Source organism: Streptomyces tubercidicus, from assembly GCF_027497495.1.
GTDB lineage: Bacteria > Actinomycetota > Actinomycetes > Streptomycetales > Streptomycetaceae > Streptomyces > Streptomyces tubercidicus.
On record NZ_CP114205.1, the window covers coordinates 3,024,274 to 3,042,423 of the forward strand.

An 18,150-nucleotide genomic window follows, 5' to 3' on the forward strand; every position below is an offset into this window, starting at 1 on the left:
CGGGCTCCTTCTTTTGCGGTGCGCACACCCCGACCGCACCACGCCGAACGGGACCGGCGGAGGTCCGCCGATCCCGTTCACCCGAATGAGGAAACCGCAGGTCAGGCGATACGTTCCAGCACGACCGGGGTGGCGGCGAAGGCCGCGTCCTGAGGGCCGATGAGGACGCCGCCGTCGAGGGCCTCCAGGGCGTAGGGGAACTTCTCCGGAGTGTCGGTGTGCAGGGTCAGCAGGGGCTGGCCGGCGGTGACCGGGTCGCCGGGCCTGGCGTGCAGTTCCACGCCCGCGCCTGCCTGGACCGGGTCCTCCTTGCGGGCGCGGCCGGCGCCCAGGCGCCAGGCGGCGAGGCCCACCGCGTAGGCGTCGAGGGTGGTGAGGGTGCCGGAGGAGGCGGCGGTGACGACATGCTGTTCGCGGGCCACGGGCAGGGCCGCGTCGGGGTCGCCGCCCTGGGCGGTGATCATGCGGCGCCAGTGGTCCATGGCGGAGCCGTCGGCCAGCGCCTTGGCCGGGTCGGCGTCCTTGAGACCGGCCGCGTCGAGCATTTCGCGGGCGAGGGCGAGGGTCAGCTCGACGACGTCCTGGGGGCCGCCGCCGGCCAGCACCTCGACGGATTCCCGGACTTCGAGGGCGTTGCCGGCAGTCCGGCCGAGCGGGGTGGCCATGTCAGTGAGCAGCGCGACCGTCTTCACCCCGTGGTCGGTGCCCAACTCGACCATGGTGGAGGCGAGTTCCCGGGCGTTGTCGAGGTCCTTCATGAAGGCGCCGGAGCCGACCTTGACGTCCAGGACGAGCGAGCCGGTGCCCTCGGCGATCTTCTTGGACATGATCGAGGAGGCGATCAGCGGGATGGACTCGACGGTCCCGGTGACATCGCGCAGCGCGTAGAGCTTCTTGTCGGCGGGGGCGAGACCGTCACCGGCCGCGCAGATCACCGAGCCGACGTCGCGCAGCACGTTCAGCATCTCGTCGTTGGAGAGTGTCGCGCGCCAGCCGGGGATGGCTTCGAGCTTGTCGAGGGTGCCGCCGGTGTGGCCGAGGCCGCGGCCGGAGAGCTGCGGTACGGCCGCCCCGCAGGCGGCGACGAGCGGGGCGAGCGGCAGCGTGATCTTGTCGCCGACGCCACCGGTGGAGTGCTTGTCGGCGGTGGGGCGCGGCAGCGACGAGAAGTCCATCCGCTCCCCGGACGCGATCATCGCGGCCGTCCAGCGGGCGATCTCCGTGCGGTTCATGCCGTTGAGGAAGATCGCCATCGCCAGGGACGACATCTGCTCGTGGGCGACCTCGCCGCGGGTGTAGGCGTCGATGACCCAGTCGATCTGATCGGGGGTCAGCTCGCCGCGGTCGCGCTTGGTGCGGATGACGGAGATGGCGTCCATGGACGGTTCCTTTCGAACGGGTAGGTACGTTCTACACGCATAGATGCCGGGGTGGCCAGGGAGGGCGGAGGCCGGGGGTCGGGGGCCCGCGGGAGATAACGCCCGAGGGGCCTGAGGACGGAGCCCGAGGGCGGGGCCCGAGGGGAGCCCGGGGCGGAGAAGGATCCGGCACATCTGACACCCCGTTGACGAATCGGGCTCGGGAAACTAGTTTCTTCTCAGGAAACTGATTCTGCCGAGGCAACAGGGCCGCCGAGGCAACAGAGCCCCCTTCGAGGAGACAGTCATGTCATCAACGTCATCGCCGTCCGGTCCCGACGACCCCCGTCCCTCGGCTGCCGAGGCGGCCCGCGCGCTCAGGGACATGGACCGGCACCGGGACCAGGTGTACGACTCGGCCACCAACTCCCGGTGGGTGTCGGTCCTGTTCGGCGTCGTGCTCGGCGCGGGCTTCGCAGCCCCCGACTTCGTCGGACAGGAAGCGGCCGGCTGGACCTCACCGGCCATCGCGATACTCACCGTCGGCTATGTCGCGCTGCTCAACACCCGCAGCGGCTCGGCCATGCTGGGCCAGCCCGTCCGGCCGCGCCGGGAGGACATTTCCGCGCCGTTCCGCCGCTACGCACTGCTGACGCTGCTTGCCGTGGTCCTGGCCGGCGTCGCCCTCCAACTGCTGCAACCGGACTGGCACCTCGATGTGCCGTACTGGCGGACCGCGGTGGGCGTGGTGGGCGGCGGCGCCCTGGCCGTGTTCGGGCCGCGCTGGCAGCGGGCGCTGCTCAAGGTCGCCGTACGCGGCGGGAATCGCACAGGGAGCAGCACCGTCGATGCCACACGCTGACTTCGATCCCGTACTCCTTGACCCCACCCGGCTGACGATCGTCTCGCTGCTCGCGGGCGTGCAGTGGGCCGAGTTCGGCTGGGTCAAGGAGTCGGCGGGGCTGTCCCCCTCCGCCCTGTCCAAGCAGATCAGTACGCTCCAGTCGCACGGCTACGTCGAGGTACGCAAGGGGTACGTCGGCAACCGCCCCCGCACCTGGGTACACCTCAGCGACGGCGGGCGGACAGCCCTGGAGACGCATGCGGCGGCCCTGCAACGGATCGTCGAGGAGGCGCGGCGTACGGCGGGCGGGGACGACGGCTAGTTGTATTGCCCTGTGACCGCATAGCTTCGCCGCGGCGCCGCAGCACGGTCATCCCGGCCGTGCTGCGGGCCTGCGCGAGTGTGGCATACGTACGCCACCTGCGACCCGCAGAAACATGGTGTTCACCACGACACGCACCCGGGGTAACAACCGCTTTCTAGCGTGACCGACCGTGGAGTCGCAGCCATATACAGGGCCGGCGGCAACCGCCTCTTCGCGACCCATCACCCCGTCCTGTCAACGGCGCCACACGGGGCTCCCCACCGCGAGGCAGCACCTGCACCCAGCCCCACCGGGAGGCGTGGCATGAGCACCACCGAGTCACGACAGGCCATGACAGACACGACGAAGACCGCTGCCGACCAGGCGGTCAAGGAGACCCTGGAGGACTACACCCTCCGTTTCGCACCCCGCAGTTACCGCCGCTGGACCCCCATGGTCGTGGGCACCACTGCCCTCGGCGGCATCGCCTACATGGCCGACTTCTCCATCGGCGCCGGCATCGGCCTGACCCACGGCACCGGCAACGCGCTCGTGGCCATCACCGTCGCCGCGGTCGTCATCTTCGTCACCGGCTTCCCGCTGGCCTACTACGGCGCGCGCTACAACATCGACCTCGACCTGATCACCCGCGGCTCCGGCTTCGGCTACTACGGCTCAGTCCTCACCAGCATCATCTTCGCCAGCTTCACCTTCATCTTCTTCGCCCTCGAAGGCTCGATCATGGCCCAGGGCCTCAAACTCGGCCTCGGACTGCCCTTGTGGCTGGGCTACGCCGTCTCCACGCTCATGGTGATCCCGCTGGTGGTTTACGGCATGAAGGCGCTCAGTACGCTCCAGGTGTGGACCACCCCGATCTGGCTGCTGCTCATGGTCGGTCCGCTGGTCTACCTGATCGCCAACGACCCCGGCACGGTCGACCGCTTCCTGGCCTACCCCGGCACGAACGGTGACGGTGCCTTCAACACCGCCTCCGTCCTGCTCGGAGCGGGTGTGTGCCTGTCGTTGATCGCGCAGATCGGCGAGCAGATCGACTACCTGCGCTTCATGCCGCCCAAGACCGAGGCGAACAAGCGTGCCTGGTGGACAGCCGTGGTCATGGCCGGCCCCGGGTGGGTCGTGCTCGGTGCGCTGAAGCAGGCCATCGGTGTCTTCCTCGCCGTCTACACCATCGCCGAGGTCGGACCGGTTGCCGCGCCCGAGCCCATCCAGCAGTTCCGCGGCGCCTTCGACGCGATGATGCCGTCCTGGTTGGTCATCCCGCTGGCCGTGGTCCTGGTGGTCATCAGCCAGATCAAAATCAACGTGACGAACGCCTACTCCGGCTCGCTGGCCTGGACGAACTCCTTCACCCGCGTCACCAAGCGCTACCCCGGCCGCATGGTCTTCGTCCTGGTCAACCTGGCCTTTGCACTCGCCCTGATGGAAGCCGACATGTTCAGCTTCCTGAGCGGCATCCTGGGCTTCTACTCGAACTGCGCGATCGCCTGGGTGGTCACCGTGGCCACCGACATCGGCATCAACAAGTACGTGCTGAAGCTGTCCCCGCTCCAGCCGGAGTTCCGCCGGGGCATGCTCCACGCGGTCAATCCGGTCGGCGTCGTGGCCTTCGTCGCCGCCTCCGGCCTGTCGATCGCCATGTACTTCCACCTCCTCGGCGACACCCTCCAGCCGTACTCGCCCGTGGCAGCAGCCATCATCGCCTTCGTCGTCACCCCGCTGATGGCCGTGGTCACCAAGGGCCGCTACTACTTGCGCCGCATCGACGACGGCATCGCCGAGCCCCTGCTGGACACCGATGGCAACCCGAGCGCGGTCACCCTCGACTGCCACGTCTGCCACCAGCCCTACGAGCGCCCCGACCTCGCAGCCTGTGTCACTCACGACGCGGTCGTCTGCTCGCTGTGCCTGAGCACCGACAAGGTCGGCGACCACGTCCTGCCGGCCACCGCGTAAGCCGGCCCTGTGCGCCGCGGCCGCTCCAGCACCCTGGCCGCCGTGGGGATCACGCCAGAGGGGTGACGGCCTGAAGGACGGCTGCGGGCCGTCGGCGCCTCCTGCCCGCGTTCCCTGTCGGCGTTCCCTATCGGCGTTCCAGGTGACGGGTATATCTGCTGGTCACGGATGGTTCGGACGTTCCCGTATCCCGAACTGCCGGTCGCTGGTGGCGGCCGGGACGGATCGTGCCGCAGGCTGGAGCCGCCTCGGCAACGCGACAGCCGGACCACCGGGGCACGTACCAGGCAGCACGGCCGAAGCGGCCGAAAGCTGCCGCACCGGTCGGGCGTTGACCCGATGAAAGAGCTTGGAGTGCCTCGGTGGCCTTACGGATAGCGATCACCGCTGAACCGATACCGTCCCATGTGTCCGCGCTGGACTACGTCACCTGCCCGGCCCTTGAACAGGGCCATCGGGTCACGCTGCATGCCCCCCTCATGTTCCGCCGCGAAGCCCGGCGGCGCGGGGTGGAGTTCGCCGGCGCCGGTACGAACTGGACGTGCGATCCCGGCGTCCAGCAGGCGGCGAGCGAGGTCTGGCAGACGTACGGAAACGCCGCCTTCAACCGGTACGTCTTCGGCCACCTCTGGCCCGAACAGGCCGAGGCGAAGGCGCGGGACCTGCTCACCGCGTGGACACAGGAGCGGCCCGATCTGGTGATCGCCGAGTGCAGCGACCTCGGCGCGCACCTCGCGGCCAGGGTCTTGCAACTGCCCCTGCTCGCCGCGGACAACGGCCTCGGGCCGGTGCTCCTGAACCTCTGGGACACCGACATCGCGCCCGCGCTGCTCCCCCTCTACAAGCAGCACGAGCAGGACACCCCCACTCTCCTCCCGATGCTCACCCCCGCGCCGGTCCACTGGTTCTACGAGACGCCCCCGCCCTCGGCGCGCGCGGTCCGACGCATCCTCGCGGACTTCCGCACCACCCTCCCCGAGGGTCCGGCCCCCTCTCTCCGCCCGTCGCGCCCGCTCGTCTACGTGAGCCTCGGCACCCTGACCACCGCGATGTCCGGCCTGCGTACCGCCATCGAGCCCGTATACCGGGAGATCATGGCCGCACTCCGTACCATCGACTGCGACGCGATCGTGTCCGCGGGAGACCTCGCGCGGCACCTGCCGAGCACGAGCCCGCACATCAAGGTCGTCGAGCATGCCCCGCAGCCCGCGCTCCTGCACCGGGCCGATCTGTTCGTGACGCACGGAGGCCGGGCATCCCTGCTCGACGCGGTGCAGGGGTCAACGCCCGTCCTGGGCCTGGGTGTTCTCGCCGATCAGCCCGTCAACACCGCCGCGTTCGCCCGCAGCGGCCTGGGCCGGGCACTGGACCTCACGGCGGCGAGACGCGACGAGATCACCGAGGCCATGACGGCACTCCTGGGCACCCCGCGCTACGGCGCCGCCATGAGCGCGGCCGGTGCCGAGCTGTCGCAGCTGGCGCCTCTGGACTTCATGGAAATACGGGGCAGTCTCTAGCCAGGCCGCCGCATCGGGCAACGTCCGCCGCGTCGACGAGAGTGCCGGGTTCTTGCGGGCGAGGGTCATGCGCGGCCCCGCAGCGGTTCCGCCAGTCGTTCCAGCAGTCCCGCGACCAGGGAGGTCTGGGCGGGCACCGTGTCGGGGTAGATGAACTCGCCCCGGGCGTGGGCGTTGTCACCGACTGCGCCCATGCCGCACAGCACGGGCAGGCCGAGGGCGGCGACGAAGTTGGCGTCGCTGGCGCCACCGACGGCGGCGTCGGGCAAGTCGCCGCGGCCCTGCTCGCGGGTGACCTCGCGGGCGAGGGCGAGGAGGCGGGCGGAGGAGGCGTTCAGGGTCATGGGCGGCCGGTTCCAGGCGTGGTCGATCTCGATGCGGACGCGGCGGTCGCTGGCCCTGATGGCGTCCAGCGCATCGTCGACACGGAGCTGTTCGGCCTCGCTGCTGACTCGGATGTCGATACTGGCGGTTGCCTGCCCGGCGACGACGTTGGTGCCGGAACCGCCCTTGATGAGCCCGGTGTTGATCGTGGTGCCCTTGCCGGGCGCGGCGACGGCCGCGGCGGCGACCACGAACTCGGCCAGCGCGGTGATCGCGCTCGCCCCGTCCTGAGGTGCGAGCCCGGCGTGTGCCTCGACGCCGGTGACCGTTACCCGGAAGATCCCACAGCCCTTGCGGGCGGTCTTGACCGCTCCGTGGGCGGTCGGCTCCAGCACCAGCGTGGCGTCGGCCTGCTGCGCGACCTCCTCGATCACCGGCCGCGAGGACAGCGAGCCGATCTCCTCGTCGCCGTTGAAGAGAAAGGTGACGGTGGGCACCGGTACTCCGCTCGCCCTGGCCAGCTTCAGCGCCCAGATGCCTTGGACCAGGCCGGTCTTCATGTCGAAGATGCCCGGCCCGCTGAGCTTCTCCCGGCCGTCGTCGGACCCCTCCGGCTGCTCCCATCCGGCGAGGGTGCCGGTCGGCCATACGGTGTCGTAGTGGCCGACCAACGCGACGTGCCCGGCGCCGGTTCCGGTGTAGGTCAGGGTGAGGGTGTCGCCGCACTCGCCGCCGGGGTGGCGCTGTGCGTGGTCGGGTCGGCCGAGTCGGTGGACGGCGAGCGCGTGCAGGAGGTCCAGGCCCGCCGCGAGGCCGGGCAGGTCGTAGCTGCTGGTCTCGTGGCGGACAAGGGTCAGGATGTCGGTGATGATCTCTGGCGAGACGTCCTGGGCGAGGGCGGTGAGGGCGGCAGTGGGAAGTGCGGTCATGGTCTGCTTTCTCGTACGGGGCCGGTGCCGGTGTTCGGCAGAGGGCGGGGTCAGCTGACGCCGAAGGGGAGGCCCAGCAGATACCAGGCCACGAAGAACGCGATCCACACGACCCAGACGACGGCGGCGATCGGGATCGTGAGGGAGGCCAGGGTGCCGATCCCGGCGGACTTGCGGTACTGCTGGATGAATCCCAGGGCCATCACGAAGTACGGGCTCATCGGGGTGACGCAGTTGGTGACCGAGTCGGCGACGCGGTAGACGGCCTGGGTGGTCTCGGCCTCGATGCCGATGAGCATCAGCATGGGCACGAGCACCGGGGCGGCCAGCGCCCACAGCGCGGAGCCGCTGGTGATGACGAGGTTCATGAACGTGATCAGCACAGCGAGGGCGACCAGCACGGTCCAGCCGTGCATGTGCAGGTCACGCAGCGCCTCCGCGCCCTTGACGGCGAGGATGTTGCCGATGTTCGTCCACTTGAAGTAGGCGAGGAACTGGGAGATCGCGAAGAACAGGACGAGGATCGGCGCCATCGACCGGGTGCCGTCGGCCATCGCGGCGATGATGTCGCGGGCGGCGCGGAAGGCGCCGGTCATCCGCCCGTAGACGGTGCCGAGCACGGCGAAGAACACACCCAGGACGAGCGCCATCCCGCCGACCAGCGGGGAGTCGACGAGGCCGCCGTTCTCGCCGCGCAGTGGTGAGGACGAGGGGATCATGGCCACCACCAGGAACGCGATGAGGCCGAGGGCGACCAGCCCGGTCATGCGCAGCGCGCGGCGCTGCTGCCCGGTGACCTCGATCGCCTCCAGTTCTTCGGCGTCCGGCGCGGCGACCGGCTCGTCGGGCTCCAGGTCCCGGCGGCGGGCGAGGACCTTGTCGACGACGAGGGTGATCACCAGGGCCACCAGGACCGACGAGCCGAGCCCGAAGAAGTAGTTGGCCAGCGGGGTGACGACGTAGTTCGCGTCGATGGTGTGGGCGGCGGCGGTGGAGATCGAGGACAGCAGTACGTCGGTGGTGGTGAGCGACGGGGAGGCGTCGTAGCCGGCGGAGACCGATACGTAGGCGACGATGCAGCCGAGCACCGGACTGCGGCCCGCCGCACGGAAGATCAGTGCGCCGAGCGGCATGAGGGTGACGTAGGCGGCGTCGCCGGCGACATGGCTGACCATGGCCGTCATCGACAGGGCGAAGGTGAGGTACTTGCCCGGCACCCGCGCGACCATGCGGCGCAGCAGGGTGGAGAACAGTCCGCTCCGCTCCGCGACGGCGATGCCGAACATCACGGTGAGGATGGTGGCCAGCGGCGGGAAGGCCGCGAAGTTGTCGACGGCTCCCTCGACGGCCATGGTGAGGCCGTCCTTGCTGAGCAGGTTCTGCACCTTGATGATCTCGTGCGTGCCGGGGTGCACGGCGCTGACGCCGACCGCCGCCAGTACGGCGCTGAGGACGGCGACGACCCCGGCGAGGATCCAGAACAGCCAGAAGGGGTTGGGGAGTTTGTTGCCTATCTTCTCGATCGCCGCGAAGCTCCGGAACGCGGTGCGCAGGATTCTCGACTGTGGCTCGTTGGCCTGAGGCTGAGCAGAGGTGGCACTCATCGGTACCTCTTCGTGCATGCGAGGGATGTTCCTGCGAAGAGTGGCACTCAAGTGAGAGATTCTCTAGCCCTAGGATGTAACGGTAGGATTAACCGGCAGTTTAAAGTGGGGGACCATGACCCGCCCTCTTCTCGACGAGCTCGACCGGCGCCTCATCGGCGCGCTGCACGTGGCCCCCCGTGCCGCCTGGGACGACATCGGCGGGATCCTGGCCGCCGACGCCAGCACGCTCAAGCGCCGTTATGACCGGCTGCACCAGGCCCGGATGGTCCGTGCGATCGGGCACGCCTACTGGGGCATGCACTCCACGGCGATGCCGGTCCACGTTTTCCTGGACATCACCGGCGAAACCCCGCTCACCGTCCTCCACCGGCTCAGGGATCTGCCCCACCTCCAGCTCCTGGCACAGATCTCCGGCGACGACCCCCTCTACGCCGTCATCCACGCCCCGTCCGAGGCCGCTACCAGCGAGGCGATCGACCGGCTGTACTCCGTCCCCGGCGTCCGCCGCGTCAACGCCCTGCCGGCCCTCAGCACCCTGCGCCGGGGTATGACCTGGGACCCCCAGTTCCTCACCGACGCCGAACGCGCCGACCTGCTGAAGCTCACCGGCGCCCGCCGGGAGGGCACCGCGACCGCGACACCCCCCGCCAAGCCGCTCACCGAGGCCGAACGCGCGGTCGTCGCCCAGCTGATCCAGGACAGCCGCGCATCCGCCGCGAGCATCGCCCGAGCGTCCGGCCTGGCCACCTCCACCGCACACCGCGTCGTCCGCCGGGTCCTCGACGAGGGATGGGTCAAACCGCGCCTGGAGATGGTGTCGGAATGGCTCGGCTTCCAGACCCCCTTCCTGCTCCGCCTGCGCGTGGCACCGGGCGGAACGCCCGACGTCATGCGCCGCATCGACCAGCTCCCCCAGACCCGGCTCGCCGCCCACGTCGCCAGCGACATGTCCGTCCTCGTCATGGGCCTGGTCACCGACCGCGCCGCCCTGGCGCTCTTCATCGACCAGGAGCTGGCCGAGATCCCCGGCATCCTCGCCGTCAGCGTCGACATCATGCTCGCCGAACCGCGCCGCTACTGGCTGGACCGGGACCTGACCTCCGGTCTCGGCGCATTCCACGCGCCGACGCTGCTCTGAGACGTCGTTTCCGTGGTGCCCGCGGAGCCGGTGCGGCTCCGCGGGCCGCCCCGCCACTGCCGGGCGGAGAGGTTCAGGGGGTGTCGTGCACCTGGATGGCGGCGGCCGGGCAGACGGCGGCCGCTTCACGGGTGAGGGCGTGCTGGTCGTGCGGGGGCTCCGGCGCCAGGACGACGACGATTCCGTCCTCGTCGCGCTGGTCGAAGACCTCGGGGGCGATCAGGACGCACTGTCCGGCGCCGCAGCACTTCTCCTCGTCGACGGTGATCTTCATGGGGGGTCTCCTTCTGTCGGGGGGCGTACGTGTGCTGTCGTGCCGTCACCAGCGGACGGGGACCTCGCAGAGGCCGCCGACCAGCAGCCCTTCCAGGCGTTCGAGGTCGGTGGCGGGGATGTCCAGTTCGAGGGAGGGGAGCCTGAGCAGCAGAACTTCGAGGGCGACCTGGAGTTCGGTGCGGGCCAGGGCCTGGCCCAGGCAGGAGTGGGGTCCCGCGCCGAAGGCCAGGTGGGGGTTGGGAGTGCGGGCCAGGTCCATCTCGGCGGCGTTCTCGAAGGCGGTCTCGTCCCGGTTGGCCGCGGCCATGGAGCACACCACCGTGGTGCCGTTGGGGAGGACCTCGCCCCCGATCTCGACGTCCTCGGTGAGATACCGCCTCAGGCCGAACCCACCGTTGACGTCGAAGCGCAGCGCCTCCTCGACGGTGCTGCGTACCAACGAGGGGTTCTCCAGGAGCCGTTCCCACCGGGTGCGGTCGGCGAGCAGCATGGCGACCATCTTGCCGATCATGTTGGCCGTCGTCTCGTGCCCGGCCACCAGCAGACCTATGCCGGTGCCCAGCAGCTCCGCGTCCGTCAGCGCCCCACCTTCGCCGCTGCTCTCCTCGATCAGGGTGCTGAGCAGGTCGTCGGTGGGCTCGGCGCGTTTGGCGGCGATGTGGCCGGACATGTAGGCCACGAGTTCGCCGACCGCCGTCTGCCGTTCCTGTGCGGAGTACCGGGTGAGGTTGAGGAAGTTGTCGGACCAGTAGGAGAAGCGGTCCCGGTCCTCGGCGGGCACGCCGAGCATGTCGCAGATCACGTAGACCGGCAGCGGAAAGGCGAAGTGCGCCTTGAGGTCGCCGGAGCTGCCGCGGCCGGTCATCTCGTCGAGGAGCTGGTCCGCGATCGCGGTCATCTGGGGCCGGAGGGCGGCCATGCGCTTGGCGGTGAACCACTTGCCCACCATCCGGCGCCACCGCAGGTGTTCCGCGCCGTGCCTCGGCACGGAGAAGGGCGGCTCCGAGGTGTCCGCCGCGGCCGACGTCGTGGCTCCCTCTTGTGCATTCCCGGTTCCGCCGTCGAGGTCCTTCCGGGTGAAGCGGGGGTCCGCCAGCATCTCCTTGACATCGTCGTAGCGGGTCAGCAGCTTGGCCTGGCTGCCGTCGGGCACGGTGATGGTGGCCACCGGGCACGTGGCGCGCAGCTCCGCCCACTCGGCGGCAGGCTCCAGCGCGGTCTCGTAGGCGAGCGGGTAATGCCGTGTCTGCTCGTTCGGGCTCATGTGCTTCTCCTTCACGGGAATTGACGGGAATCGACGGGGGCGGGGTGTGGGTGCCGCCTACGGGCGGTGACCTTGCAGCCGCTTCCCACGCCTGTCTGTGCGGCCGCGGAGGGCTGCCGGGCCTGGTGCGGCGGGTCATGGTGCGGAGCGGACCGTGGTTGCCAACTCTCCGTTCCGCGGAGCGACGAGGTGCTTTTGGCGCAGCAGCCGGGACTGTTTGGGCATGTTCCAGCCCAGGACGCCGGTCACCTCGCCGTTCTCCCGGTACACAGCGACGAAGCGTCCCTGGGCCGGGTCGCCTTCGGCGATGCGGGTCTCGGCGGCCGGGGTGGGCAGACCGTGCACCTGGAGCTTGGCGTCGTACTGATCGGTCCAGAAGTAGGGCGTCGGAGTGTAGGGACGTTCGGCGCCGAGGAGGTTCGCCGCGACGGCCTGGGCCTGCTCGGTCGCGTTGGTGCGATTCTCCAGGCGCAGCCGCCTGTCCAGCCCTTCGTGGTGCCAGGACGCCGCGTCTCCAACGGCGTAGACACCGGGCGCGGCACGGCAGTAGGCATCGCACTCCACGCCGTCACCGAGCGCCAGCCCGCTGCCTTCCAGCCACTCGGTGGCCGGCCGCGCCCCGATCGCCACGACGACCGTGTCGGCGCGCAGCACCTCCCCCGAGGCCAGACGGACCCCGCACACCCTGCCCCCGCTGCCGGCCAGGGCCTCGACCGCGGCCCCGAGGCGCAGATCCACCCCGCGCTCGGTGTGGAGACGCGCGAGGAATCCCCCCACCCTGCCGCCGACCTGACTGCCCAGCAGAACGGACCCGAAGCCCGCGAGCGTGACTTCCACGCCCATGGCACGGGCCGAGGCGGCGATCTCCGCACCCAGCACGCCCTCGCCCACCACCACCAGGCGGCGACCGGCCGCCAGGTCACAGCGCAGCGCCAGCGCGTCGTCGAGGGTGCGCATCACATGCACTCCCGCGAGTTCTTCCTGGTCCGGCAGCATTCGGGGGCGCAGCCCGGTGGCGATGACCAGCGCATCGCCACGCACCACGCGCCCCGTGGCGGTGGTCACCGCACGCTCTGCCGCGTCGCACATGACAGCCGGCTCGGCCCGGATGAACTCCGCCTCCAGAGAGGCGAGATGCTCCGGCGAGCGCAACTGAGTCCGCGACGGCTCCCAGGCGCCGGTCAGCACCTGCTTCGACAACGGCGGGCGGTCATAGGGGAGATGGCGTTCGGCGTCCAGGAGGGTCAGCCGTCCCTCGTAGCCCTGACGGCGCAGCGCCTCCGCTGTCGCCAGGCCGGCCGACGAGCCACCGACGATCACCACCTTGCCGGGGCGGGTCACCACGCCGCGCCCGCCGGGTCCACGGAGCCCCGAGGGGAAGCCGCTCCGGGAAACGGGCCTCGGTCAGTTCGGTTCCACATGTGAACGACTGCTTCCTCACTTCATTCGACAGGGATCGGCGCGGCACGGCCGGCGCGCGACGGGGCGGGACGGGGTCTCACGGGCCCGGTCGGAAGCCCGGTGCCGCAACCTCGATTCATACCCGACAGATGTAGGTTAACCGACAGCTGTCGCATTGCAAGTGGCCGTGGCTCTTGGGGCTGCGTCAGCGGGGGCGGATGTGCGCACAGATGCGCGCGCGGATGCGCCCGGTCCGGCGGCTCGGAGTCTGGAGCTCGCGGCGGCAGGGGGAGGAAGGGGGCTTGCGGCGGCAACCGCAGAGAGGCTCGGGGGCGCAGTGAATGTGCACCCCCAAGCCCCTCTGCGCAGGCCGATGGGCGAAAGCGCAGATCAGAGGCAGGGCCCGTGCCGACCGGGCGGGCGCGGAGCCGGTGGGTGCCGCCGCGGAGGGGCGGAGAGCTGATCGCGGTGCGCGAGGCCGGTGATTACGGCACGAGCGCACGCACACCGCCCGCGTGCAACGAGGGGCACGAGCGGGAGTCGCGCAAAGCAGGTCAGGGAGGGGCGGCGTCAGGGAGGGGCGGCGCCAGGCAGGGGCGATCTCATCGCCTCACGGGTGCGGCCCGCTCCAGCGCCGGGTTGTCGGCCGGCGGCCCTGCGTACGGGGTCGCTCAGGCGGGCCGGGCGAGTGTCGCGGCGACCAGCTGTGGCCAGATCGCAGTGGCGAAGCGTTCCGGCGTTCCCGGGCAGCCGCGGTGGAGCCAGTCCGCGATGGCGCCGAGAAGCGCTCCGGAGACAAAGGCGGCCGCGGAGTCGTCCGTACCGCCCTCACTGTCGGTGAGCTGGGCGGAAAGTCTCGGCCGGATGGATTCCGTCATGCGCTGCAGGAGGTGGTTGATCACCCGGGCGCTGCCATCGGCACCGAGAAGAGCCTCATAGAGCGCGCGATGTTCGGCGACGTGGGCGAACATCGCCGTGAGGGAGGGGTGCGAGCCCTCCGTCGAGGAATCCCCCTCCGAGGAATCCCCGTTCACCGAGAGCGCCGAGGTCGCGGAGAGCAGCTGGTCGAACATCTCCGTGCAGGCCGAGGCGGCCAGGTCATGCACGTCTGTGTAGTGCTCGTAGAAAGTCGAGCGGTGCACGTCAGCGCGGCCGGTCACGTCGGAGACCGAGATCTGACTGAGGTCGCGGTCACCGATCAATTCCAGTAGCGCGCCCTCCATCGCGGTACGGGAGCGGCGGGAACGGCGGTCACTCTGCTGAACGGGCACGGAGCCATTGTAGTGTCACCCACACCTGTAGGATAACCGACAAGTGTCGGAGTCGCGTGAGACGTCACCGGAGCGGCATCTCCGACAGTTCACGAAACCCGGCCCATAGGCCCCGCACGCCCCGCACACCCGGCAGTTCTGCCGGCCATCGAGAAGGTGGAAGACATGAGCCAGTCAGTAGTCGTCGTCATCGGTGTCGGCGGGATGGGAGAGTCCATCGCCCGCCGCCTGGGCTCCGGAGCCCGGCTCCTGATCGCAGACTTCAACGCCGAGGCCCTGGAAGCCGTCCGTGCGCAACTGGAGAAGGACGGGTACGCCGTCACGGCCGCCCCGGTCGATGTCTCATCCCGGGAATCCGTCTGCGCGCTGGCGCGCCAGGCCGCCGGCCTCGGTCCGGTGCGGACCGTGGTCCACACGGCCGGACTCTCGCCCGCGCAAGCGTCCATCGCCGCCATACTCGCCGTCGACCTGCTGGGGGTCGCAATCGTGCTGGAGGAATTCGGACAGGTCGTCGCCCCAGGCGGTTCCGGCGTGGTCATCGCCAGCATGGCCGGCCACCGGAACTCCGGGCTGTCCGGCGAAGAAGCCGTGCAACTGGCCACGACACCGGCCGACGAACTGCTCTCCCTACCGGTCGCGGCCAAGGAACGGTTCTCCGGCCCAGAGGCGGCCTATGCCTTCTCCAAGGAAGCCAACCTGTTGCGCGTGAGGGCCGCGAGCTCCACCTGGGGCGCACGGAACGCACGGATCAACTCCGTGAGTCCCGGAGCGATCGCCACCCCCATGGGGCAGGCGGAACTCGCCGGCGAACACGGGGACCAGATGCGGAGGATGATTGCCGCCTCCAACGCCAAGCGAGCCGGAACAGCGGCCGACATCACCGACGCCGTCGCCTTCCTCGTCGGCCCGTCAGCAAGCTTCATCTCCGGCACCGATCTGCTCGTGGACGGCGGCGTCACGGCACTCGCCGTCGGCTGACGTCACTGGCTCGGCTGATGCCCCTCACTGGCATCTGTGAGGGGCAGGCCCCAGGGCCCGGCCGGTCGGCCGGGAATTGCCGCAGAGAGCATCAGCCCCCGCCCCGTCACCCCCTCAAATGCCCCGGCCCGAACGCATCCGGCAGCAGCTCCGACAGTGGGCGGATGCCTGCCGTCGTGTCGACCAGCAGCTCCGGGCCGCCGTGTTCGTACAGCAGCTGTCGGCAGCGGCCGCAGGGGACGAGCAGAGCACCGGTGCCGTCGACGCAGGTGAAGGCGATGAGCCGGGGGGTCGTAGTGGTGTCGGGGCGGTGGGTGAACAGGTCGGAGATCAGGGCGCATTCGGCGCAGAGGGAGAGGCCGTAGGAGGCGTTCTCGACGTTGCAGCCGATGAGGGTGCGGCCGTCGTTCACGAGGGCCGCGGCGCCTACGGGGTAGCCGGAATACGGGGCGTAGGCCCGGGACATCGCGTCCCGGGCCTGCGCGCGCAGTGCGGTCCAGTCGACCTGCACCGGTGGTGTCATGTGCCTTGTCCTCGGCGGTAGGGCTTGCCGTTCGCCTTCGGCGGCCGCAGCCGCTGGGAGAAGAGGGCGAGTACCAGCAGGGTGGCGATGTAGGGGCTCGCCTCGACCAGTTCGAGCGGAACGGTGTCGGCCAGGGCGTACCAGATGACCAGGACGGCGGCAGCTATGCCCGCGACCACGGCCTGGGTGCGCTTGGCGGCCCGCAGCCGGAACAGGGCGAGCACCGCGAGGAGCGCGGCCAGGCCCAGCAGCAGCGCATGGACGGTCGGGCCGCCGCTGCGCAGCTGCATGGCGTCCATGAAGCCGAACAGGCCCGCGCCCATCGCGACGCCGCCCGGCCGCCAGTTACCGAAGATCATCGTGGCGAGACCGATGTAGCCACGGCCGCCGGTCTGGCCGTCCTGGTAGAAGTGCACCCCGATGGAGAGGAAGGCACCGCCGAGGCCGGCCAGGGCGCCGGAGACCAGCACCGCCGCGTACTTGTACGAGTAGACGTTGACGCCCAGGGACTCGGCCGAGAGGGGGGCCTCGCCGCAGGAGCGCAGCCGCAGTCCGAACGAGGAGCGCCAGAGTGCGTAGAAGGTGCCGATGAAGAGGCCGAGGGTGAGCAGGGTCAGCCAGGAGACGTTGGTAACCGCGGCGCCGAGGATGCCGGCGATGTCGGAGACCAGGAACCAGTGGTGGCCTTCAAGGGAGGTCAGCCAGTCCGACAGGCCCGGGACGGTGAAGGTCGGCATATCGGGCATCGGCGGGGACTGCTTGTCGTTGCCGCCGGCCAGCATGGCCGCGCTGCCCTCCTGGCCGTACCAGAGCATGGCCAGGTACTGGGTGGTGCCGAGCGCCAGGATGTTGACCGCGACACCGGAGACGATGTGGTCGACGCCGAAGGTGACGGTGGCGATGGCGTGCACGAGGCCGCCGAGCGCGCCGCCGATGATGCCGGCCGCGGCCGCCGCCCAGGGGCCGTGCTCCCAGCCGGCCCAGCCGGCCGCGAACGAGCCGAGCATCATCATGCCTTCGAGGCCGATGTTGACCACGCCGGCCCGCTCGGACCACAGTCCGCCCAGCCCCGCCAGGCCGATCGGCACGGCGGCGCTCAGCGCGGCGCCGAACTGGCCGGTGGAGGTGAGGTCCGCGGTGCCGGTGACGGCCCGGAGCACGGAGACGGCGACCAGCCCGACGGCGATGATCAGCAGGATCCAGGGGTAGGTCAGCTTGCGCTTGCCGCCCCTTCCGGGGACCGCGAGCTTGGTCGCGGTCTTGAGGTCCGTACTCACGCCGACACCTCCGGCTTGTCGCTCTTGTCAGACTTGTCGGCGGTGTTCGCGCGGGACAGGACGGCCAGCTCCTCGCCGACCTTGCGCTGCTGCAGGCTCAGCCCGTAGCGGCGCACGATCTCGTACGCGATGACGACGCACAGGACGATGACGCCCTGGATGACGCCGACGATTTCCTGGGCGTACCCCTCGAACTCCAGCCGGGAGCCGGTGCGGTCGAGGAACGCCCACAGCAGGGCGCCGAAGGCCATGCCGATGGGGTGGTTGCGGCCGAGCAGCGCGATGGCGATACCGGTGAAGCCGATACCGGCCGGGAAGTCCGTGCCGTACTGGAAGGACTCGCCGAGCAGGGTGGGCATGCCGACCAGACCGGCCGCGGCTCCGGACAGCAGCATGCTGCACAGGACCATGCGCTTGACGCTGACGCCGCTGGCCTCGGCGGCCGGCTCGGAGGCGCCGACGGCGCGCAGGTCGAAGCCGAAGCGGGTGCGGTTGATCCCGAACCAGTACAGCGCACCGGCCAGGACCGCGATCACCACGAAGCCGTAGACCGGCTTGGGGTGGGTCGGGAAAGCGAAGAAGTGGCTGGATTCCGGGAGGAACTTGGTGTGCAGGAGGTTGCCGTCCTTGACCGCCAGGCGGCCGTCCTGCAGGAAGTAGCCGATGATCGAGGCGGCGATGGCGTTCAGCATGATCGTGGTGATCACTTCGCTGACGCCGCGGGTGGTCTTCAGCAGACCCGCGATGCCCGACCAGACGGCACCCACCAGCATCGCGATGACGATGAGCAGGATGATCTGGATCGCGCCGGGGAGCGCGACGGCACCGCCCACGGCCGCGGCGGCGAAGGCCGCGAGGCGGTACTGGCCGTCGACGCCGATGTTGAAGAGGTTCATGCGGAAGCCGATGGCGACCGCCAGCGCCGAAAGGTAGTACGGCACCGCCTTGTTGATGATCCAGACCTGGCTGTCGCTGTAGTGGCCGTAATCGGCCATGATCCCGTAGGCGCGGAACGGGTTCTCGCCCGACGCCAGGAAGATCAGCGACGAGATCACTATCGCGGCGACGATGGCCAGGACGGGCGCGGCGATCGCCAGGATCACCTTGTCGCGGGCGGCGCTCTTGGCGATGGCGTCCACGGTCGGGTTCTTGGTGGACGTGGTGG

At 70.0% G+C, this 18,150-nt stretch carries 16 protein-coding genes; 6 read left to right on the plus strand and 10 right to left on the minus strand.

Annotated features, from left to right (window positions below; genetic code table 11):
* Window positions 1–101: 101 nt before the first annotated feature.
* On the minus strand, window positions 102–1,379 hold the full coding sequence (locus tag STRTU_RS12880; protein ID WP_159743669.1) for a thymidine phosphorylase: 1,278 nt from the start codon (window positions 1,377–1,379) through the stop codon (window positions 102–104).
* 286 nt (window positions 1,380–1,665) lie between these two features.
* Between STRTU_RS12880 and STRTU_RS12885 the strand changes: the two genes are divergently transcribed.
* From STRTU_RS12885 to STRTU_RS12900, 4 genes are all read left to right on the plus strand, one after another.
* Complete coding sequence (locus STRTU_RS12885; RefSeq protein WP_159743670.1) at window positions 1,666–2,220, plus strand: hypothetical protein; 555 nt, start codon at window positions 1,666–1,668, stop codon at window positions 2,218–2,220.
* Window positions 2,207–2,524, plus strand: coding sequence for a transcriptional regulator (locus tag STRTU_RS12890; RefSeq protein ID WP_159743671.1), 318 nt, complete (start codon window positions 2,207–2,209; stop codon window positions 2,522–2,524). Before STRTU_RS12885 ends, STRTU_RS12890 begins: the two co-directional genes overlap by 14 nt.
* A gap of 306 nt (window positions 2,525–2,830) precedes the next feature.
* Complete coding sequence (locus tag STRTU_RS12895) at window positions 2,831–4,480, plus strand: purine-cytosine permease family protein (protein ID WP_159743672.1); 1,650 nt, start codon at window positions 2,831–2,833, stop codon at window positions 4,478–4,480.
* A 362-nt stretch (window positions 4,481–4,842) separates the two neighbouring features.
* The gene (locus STRTU_RS12900) at window positions 4,843–5,997 is read left to right on the plus strand and encodes a glycosyltransferase (protein ID WP_159743673.1); all 1,155 of its coding nucleotides are present in this window, start codon (window positions 4,843–4,845) and stop codon (window positions 5,995–5,997) included.
* A 65-nt stretch (window positions 5,998–6,062) separates the two neighbouring features.
* Here STRTU_RS12900 and STRTU_RS12905 read toward each other — a convergent pair whose 3' ends face one another.
* Window positions 6,063–7,250, minus strand: coding sequence for a M20 family metallopeptidase (locus tag STRTU_RS12905; RefSeq protein ID WP_159743674.1), 1,188 nt, complete (start codon window positions 7,248–7,250; stop codon window positions 6,063–6,065).
* 50 nt (window positions 7,251–7,300) lie between these two features.
* Window positions 7,301–8,854, minus strand: a complete 1,554-nt coding sequence (locus tag STRTU_RS12910; protein ID WP_159743675.1) for an AbgT family transporter — start codon at window positions 8,852–8,854, stop codon at window positions 7,301–7,303.
* A gap of 115 nt (window positions 8,855–8,969) precedes the next feature.
* On the opposite strand from STRTU_RS12910, the gene STRTU_RS12915 reads away from it, so the two are divergent.
* Window positions 8,970–9,995, plus strand: coding sequence for an Lrp/AsnC family transcriptional regulator (locus STRTU_RS12915; RefSeq protein WP_159743676.1), 1,026 nt, complete (start codon window positions 8,970–8,972; stop codon window positions 9,993–9,995).
* A gap of 73 nt (window positions 9,996–10,068) precedes the next feature.
* Here the strand turns inward: STRTU_RS12915 and STRTU_RS12920 are convergent, their stop codons facing one another.
* From STRTU_RS12920 to STRTU_RS12935, 4 genes are all read right to left on the minus strand, one after another.
* A complete protein-coding gene (locus STRTU_RS12920) occupies window positions 10,069–10,269 on the minus strand; it encodes a ferredoxin (protein WP_159743677.1) in 201 nt (66 codons plus the stop codon).
* A gap of 45 nt (window positions 10,270–10,314) precedes the next feature.
* Complete coding sequence (locus STRTU_RS12925) at window positions 10,315–11,535, minus strand: cytochrome P450 (RefSeq protein WP_159743678.1); 1,221 nt, start codon at window positions 11,533–11,535, stop codon at window positions 10,315–10,317.
* Between the two features lie 135 nt (window positions 11,536–11,670).
* Complete coding sequence (locus STRTU_RS12930; RefSeq protein WP_159746887.1) at window positions 11,671–12,876, minus strand: NAD(P)/FAD-dependent oxidoreductase; 1,206 nt, start codon at window positions 12,874–12,876, stop codon at window positions 11,671–11,673.
* A 731-nt stretch (window positions 12,877–13,607) separates the two neighbouring features.
* Window positions 13,608–14,207, minus strand: a complete 600-nt coding sequence (locus STRTU_RS12935; RefSeq protein WP_246240423.1) for a TetR-like C-terminal domain-containing protein — start codon at window positions 14,205–14,207, stop codon at window positions 13,608–13,610.
* Window positions 14,208–14,372: 165 nt separating this feature from the next.
* Here STRTU_RS12935 and STRTU_RS12940 point away from each other — a divergent pair, with 165 nt between their 5' ends.
* Window positions 14,373–15,185, plus strand: a complete 813-nt coding sequence (locus tag STRTU_RS12940) for an SDR family oxidoreductase (protein ID WP_159743679.1) — start codon at window positions 14,373–14,375, stop codon at window positions 15,183–15,185.
* Window positions 15,186–15,291: 106 nt separating this feature from the next.
* Here the strand turns inward: STRTU_RS12940 and STRTU_RS12945 are convergent, their stop codons facing one another.
* From STRTU_RS12945 to STRTU_RS12955, 3 genes are read right to left on the minus strand one after another with little or no spacing between them, the layout of a single operon-like run.
* Complete coding sequence (locus tag STRTU_RS12945) at window positions 15,292–15,708, minus strand: cytidine deaminase (RefSeq protein ID WP_159743680.1); 417 nt, start codon at window positions 15,706–15,708, stop codon at window positions 15,292–15,294.
* Window positions 15,705–16,985 carry an ABC transporter permease gene (locus STRTU_RS12950; protein ID WP_159743681.1) on the minus strand — a complete coding sequence of 427 codons (1,281 nt, stop codon included), beginning with the start codon at window positions 16,983–16,985 and terminating at the stop codon, window positions 15,705–15,707. Before STRTU_RS12950 ends, STRTU_RS12945 begins: the two co-directional genes overlap by 4 nt.
* Complete coding sequence (locus STRTU_RS12955; RefSeq protein ID WP_159746889.1) at window positions 16,982–18,124, minus strand: ABC transporter permease; 1,143 nt, start codon at window positions 18,122–18,124, stop codon at window positions 16,982–16,984. Before STRTU_RS12955 ends, STRTU_RS12950 begins: the two co-directional genes overlap by 4 nt.
* Window positions 18,125–18,150 lie beyond the last annotated feature (26 nt).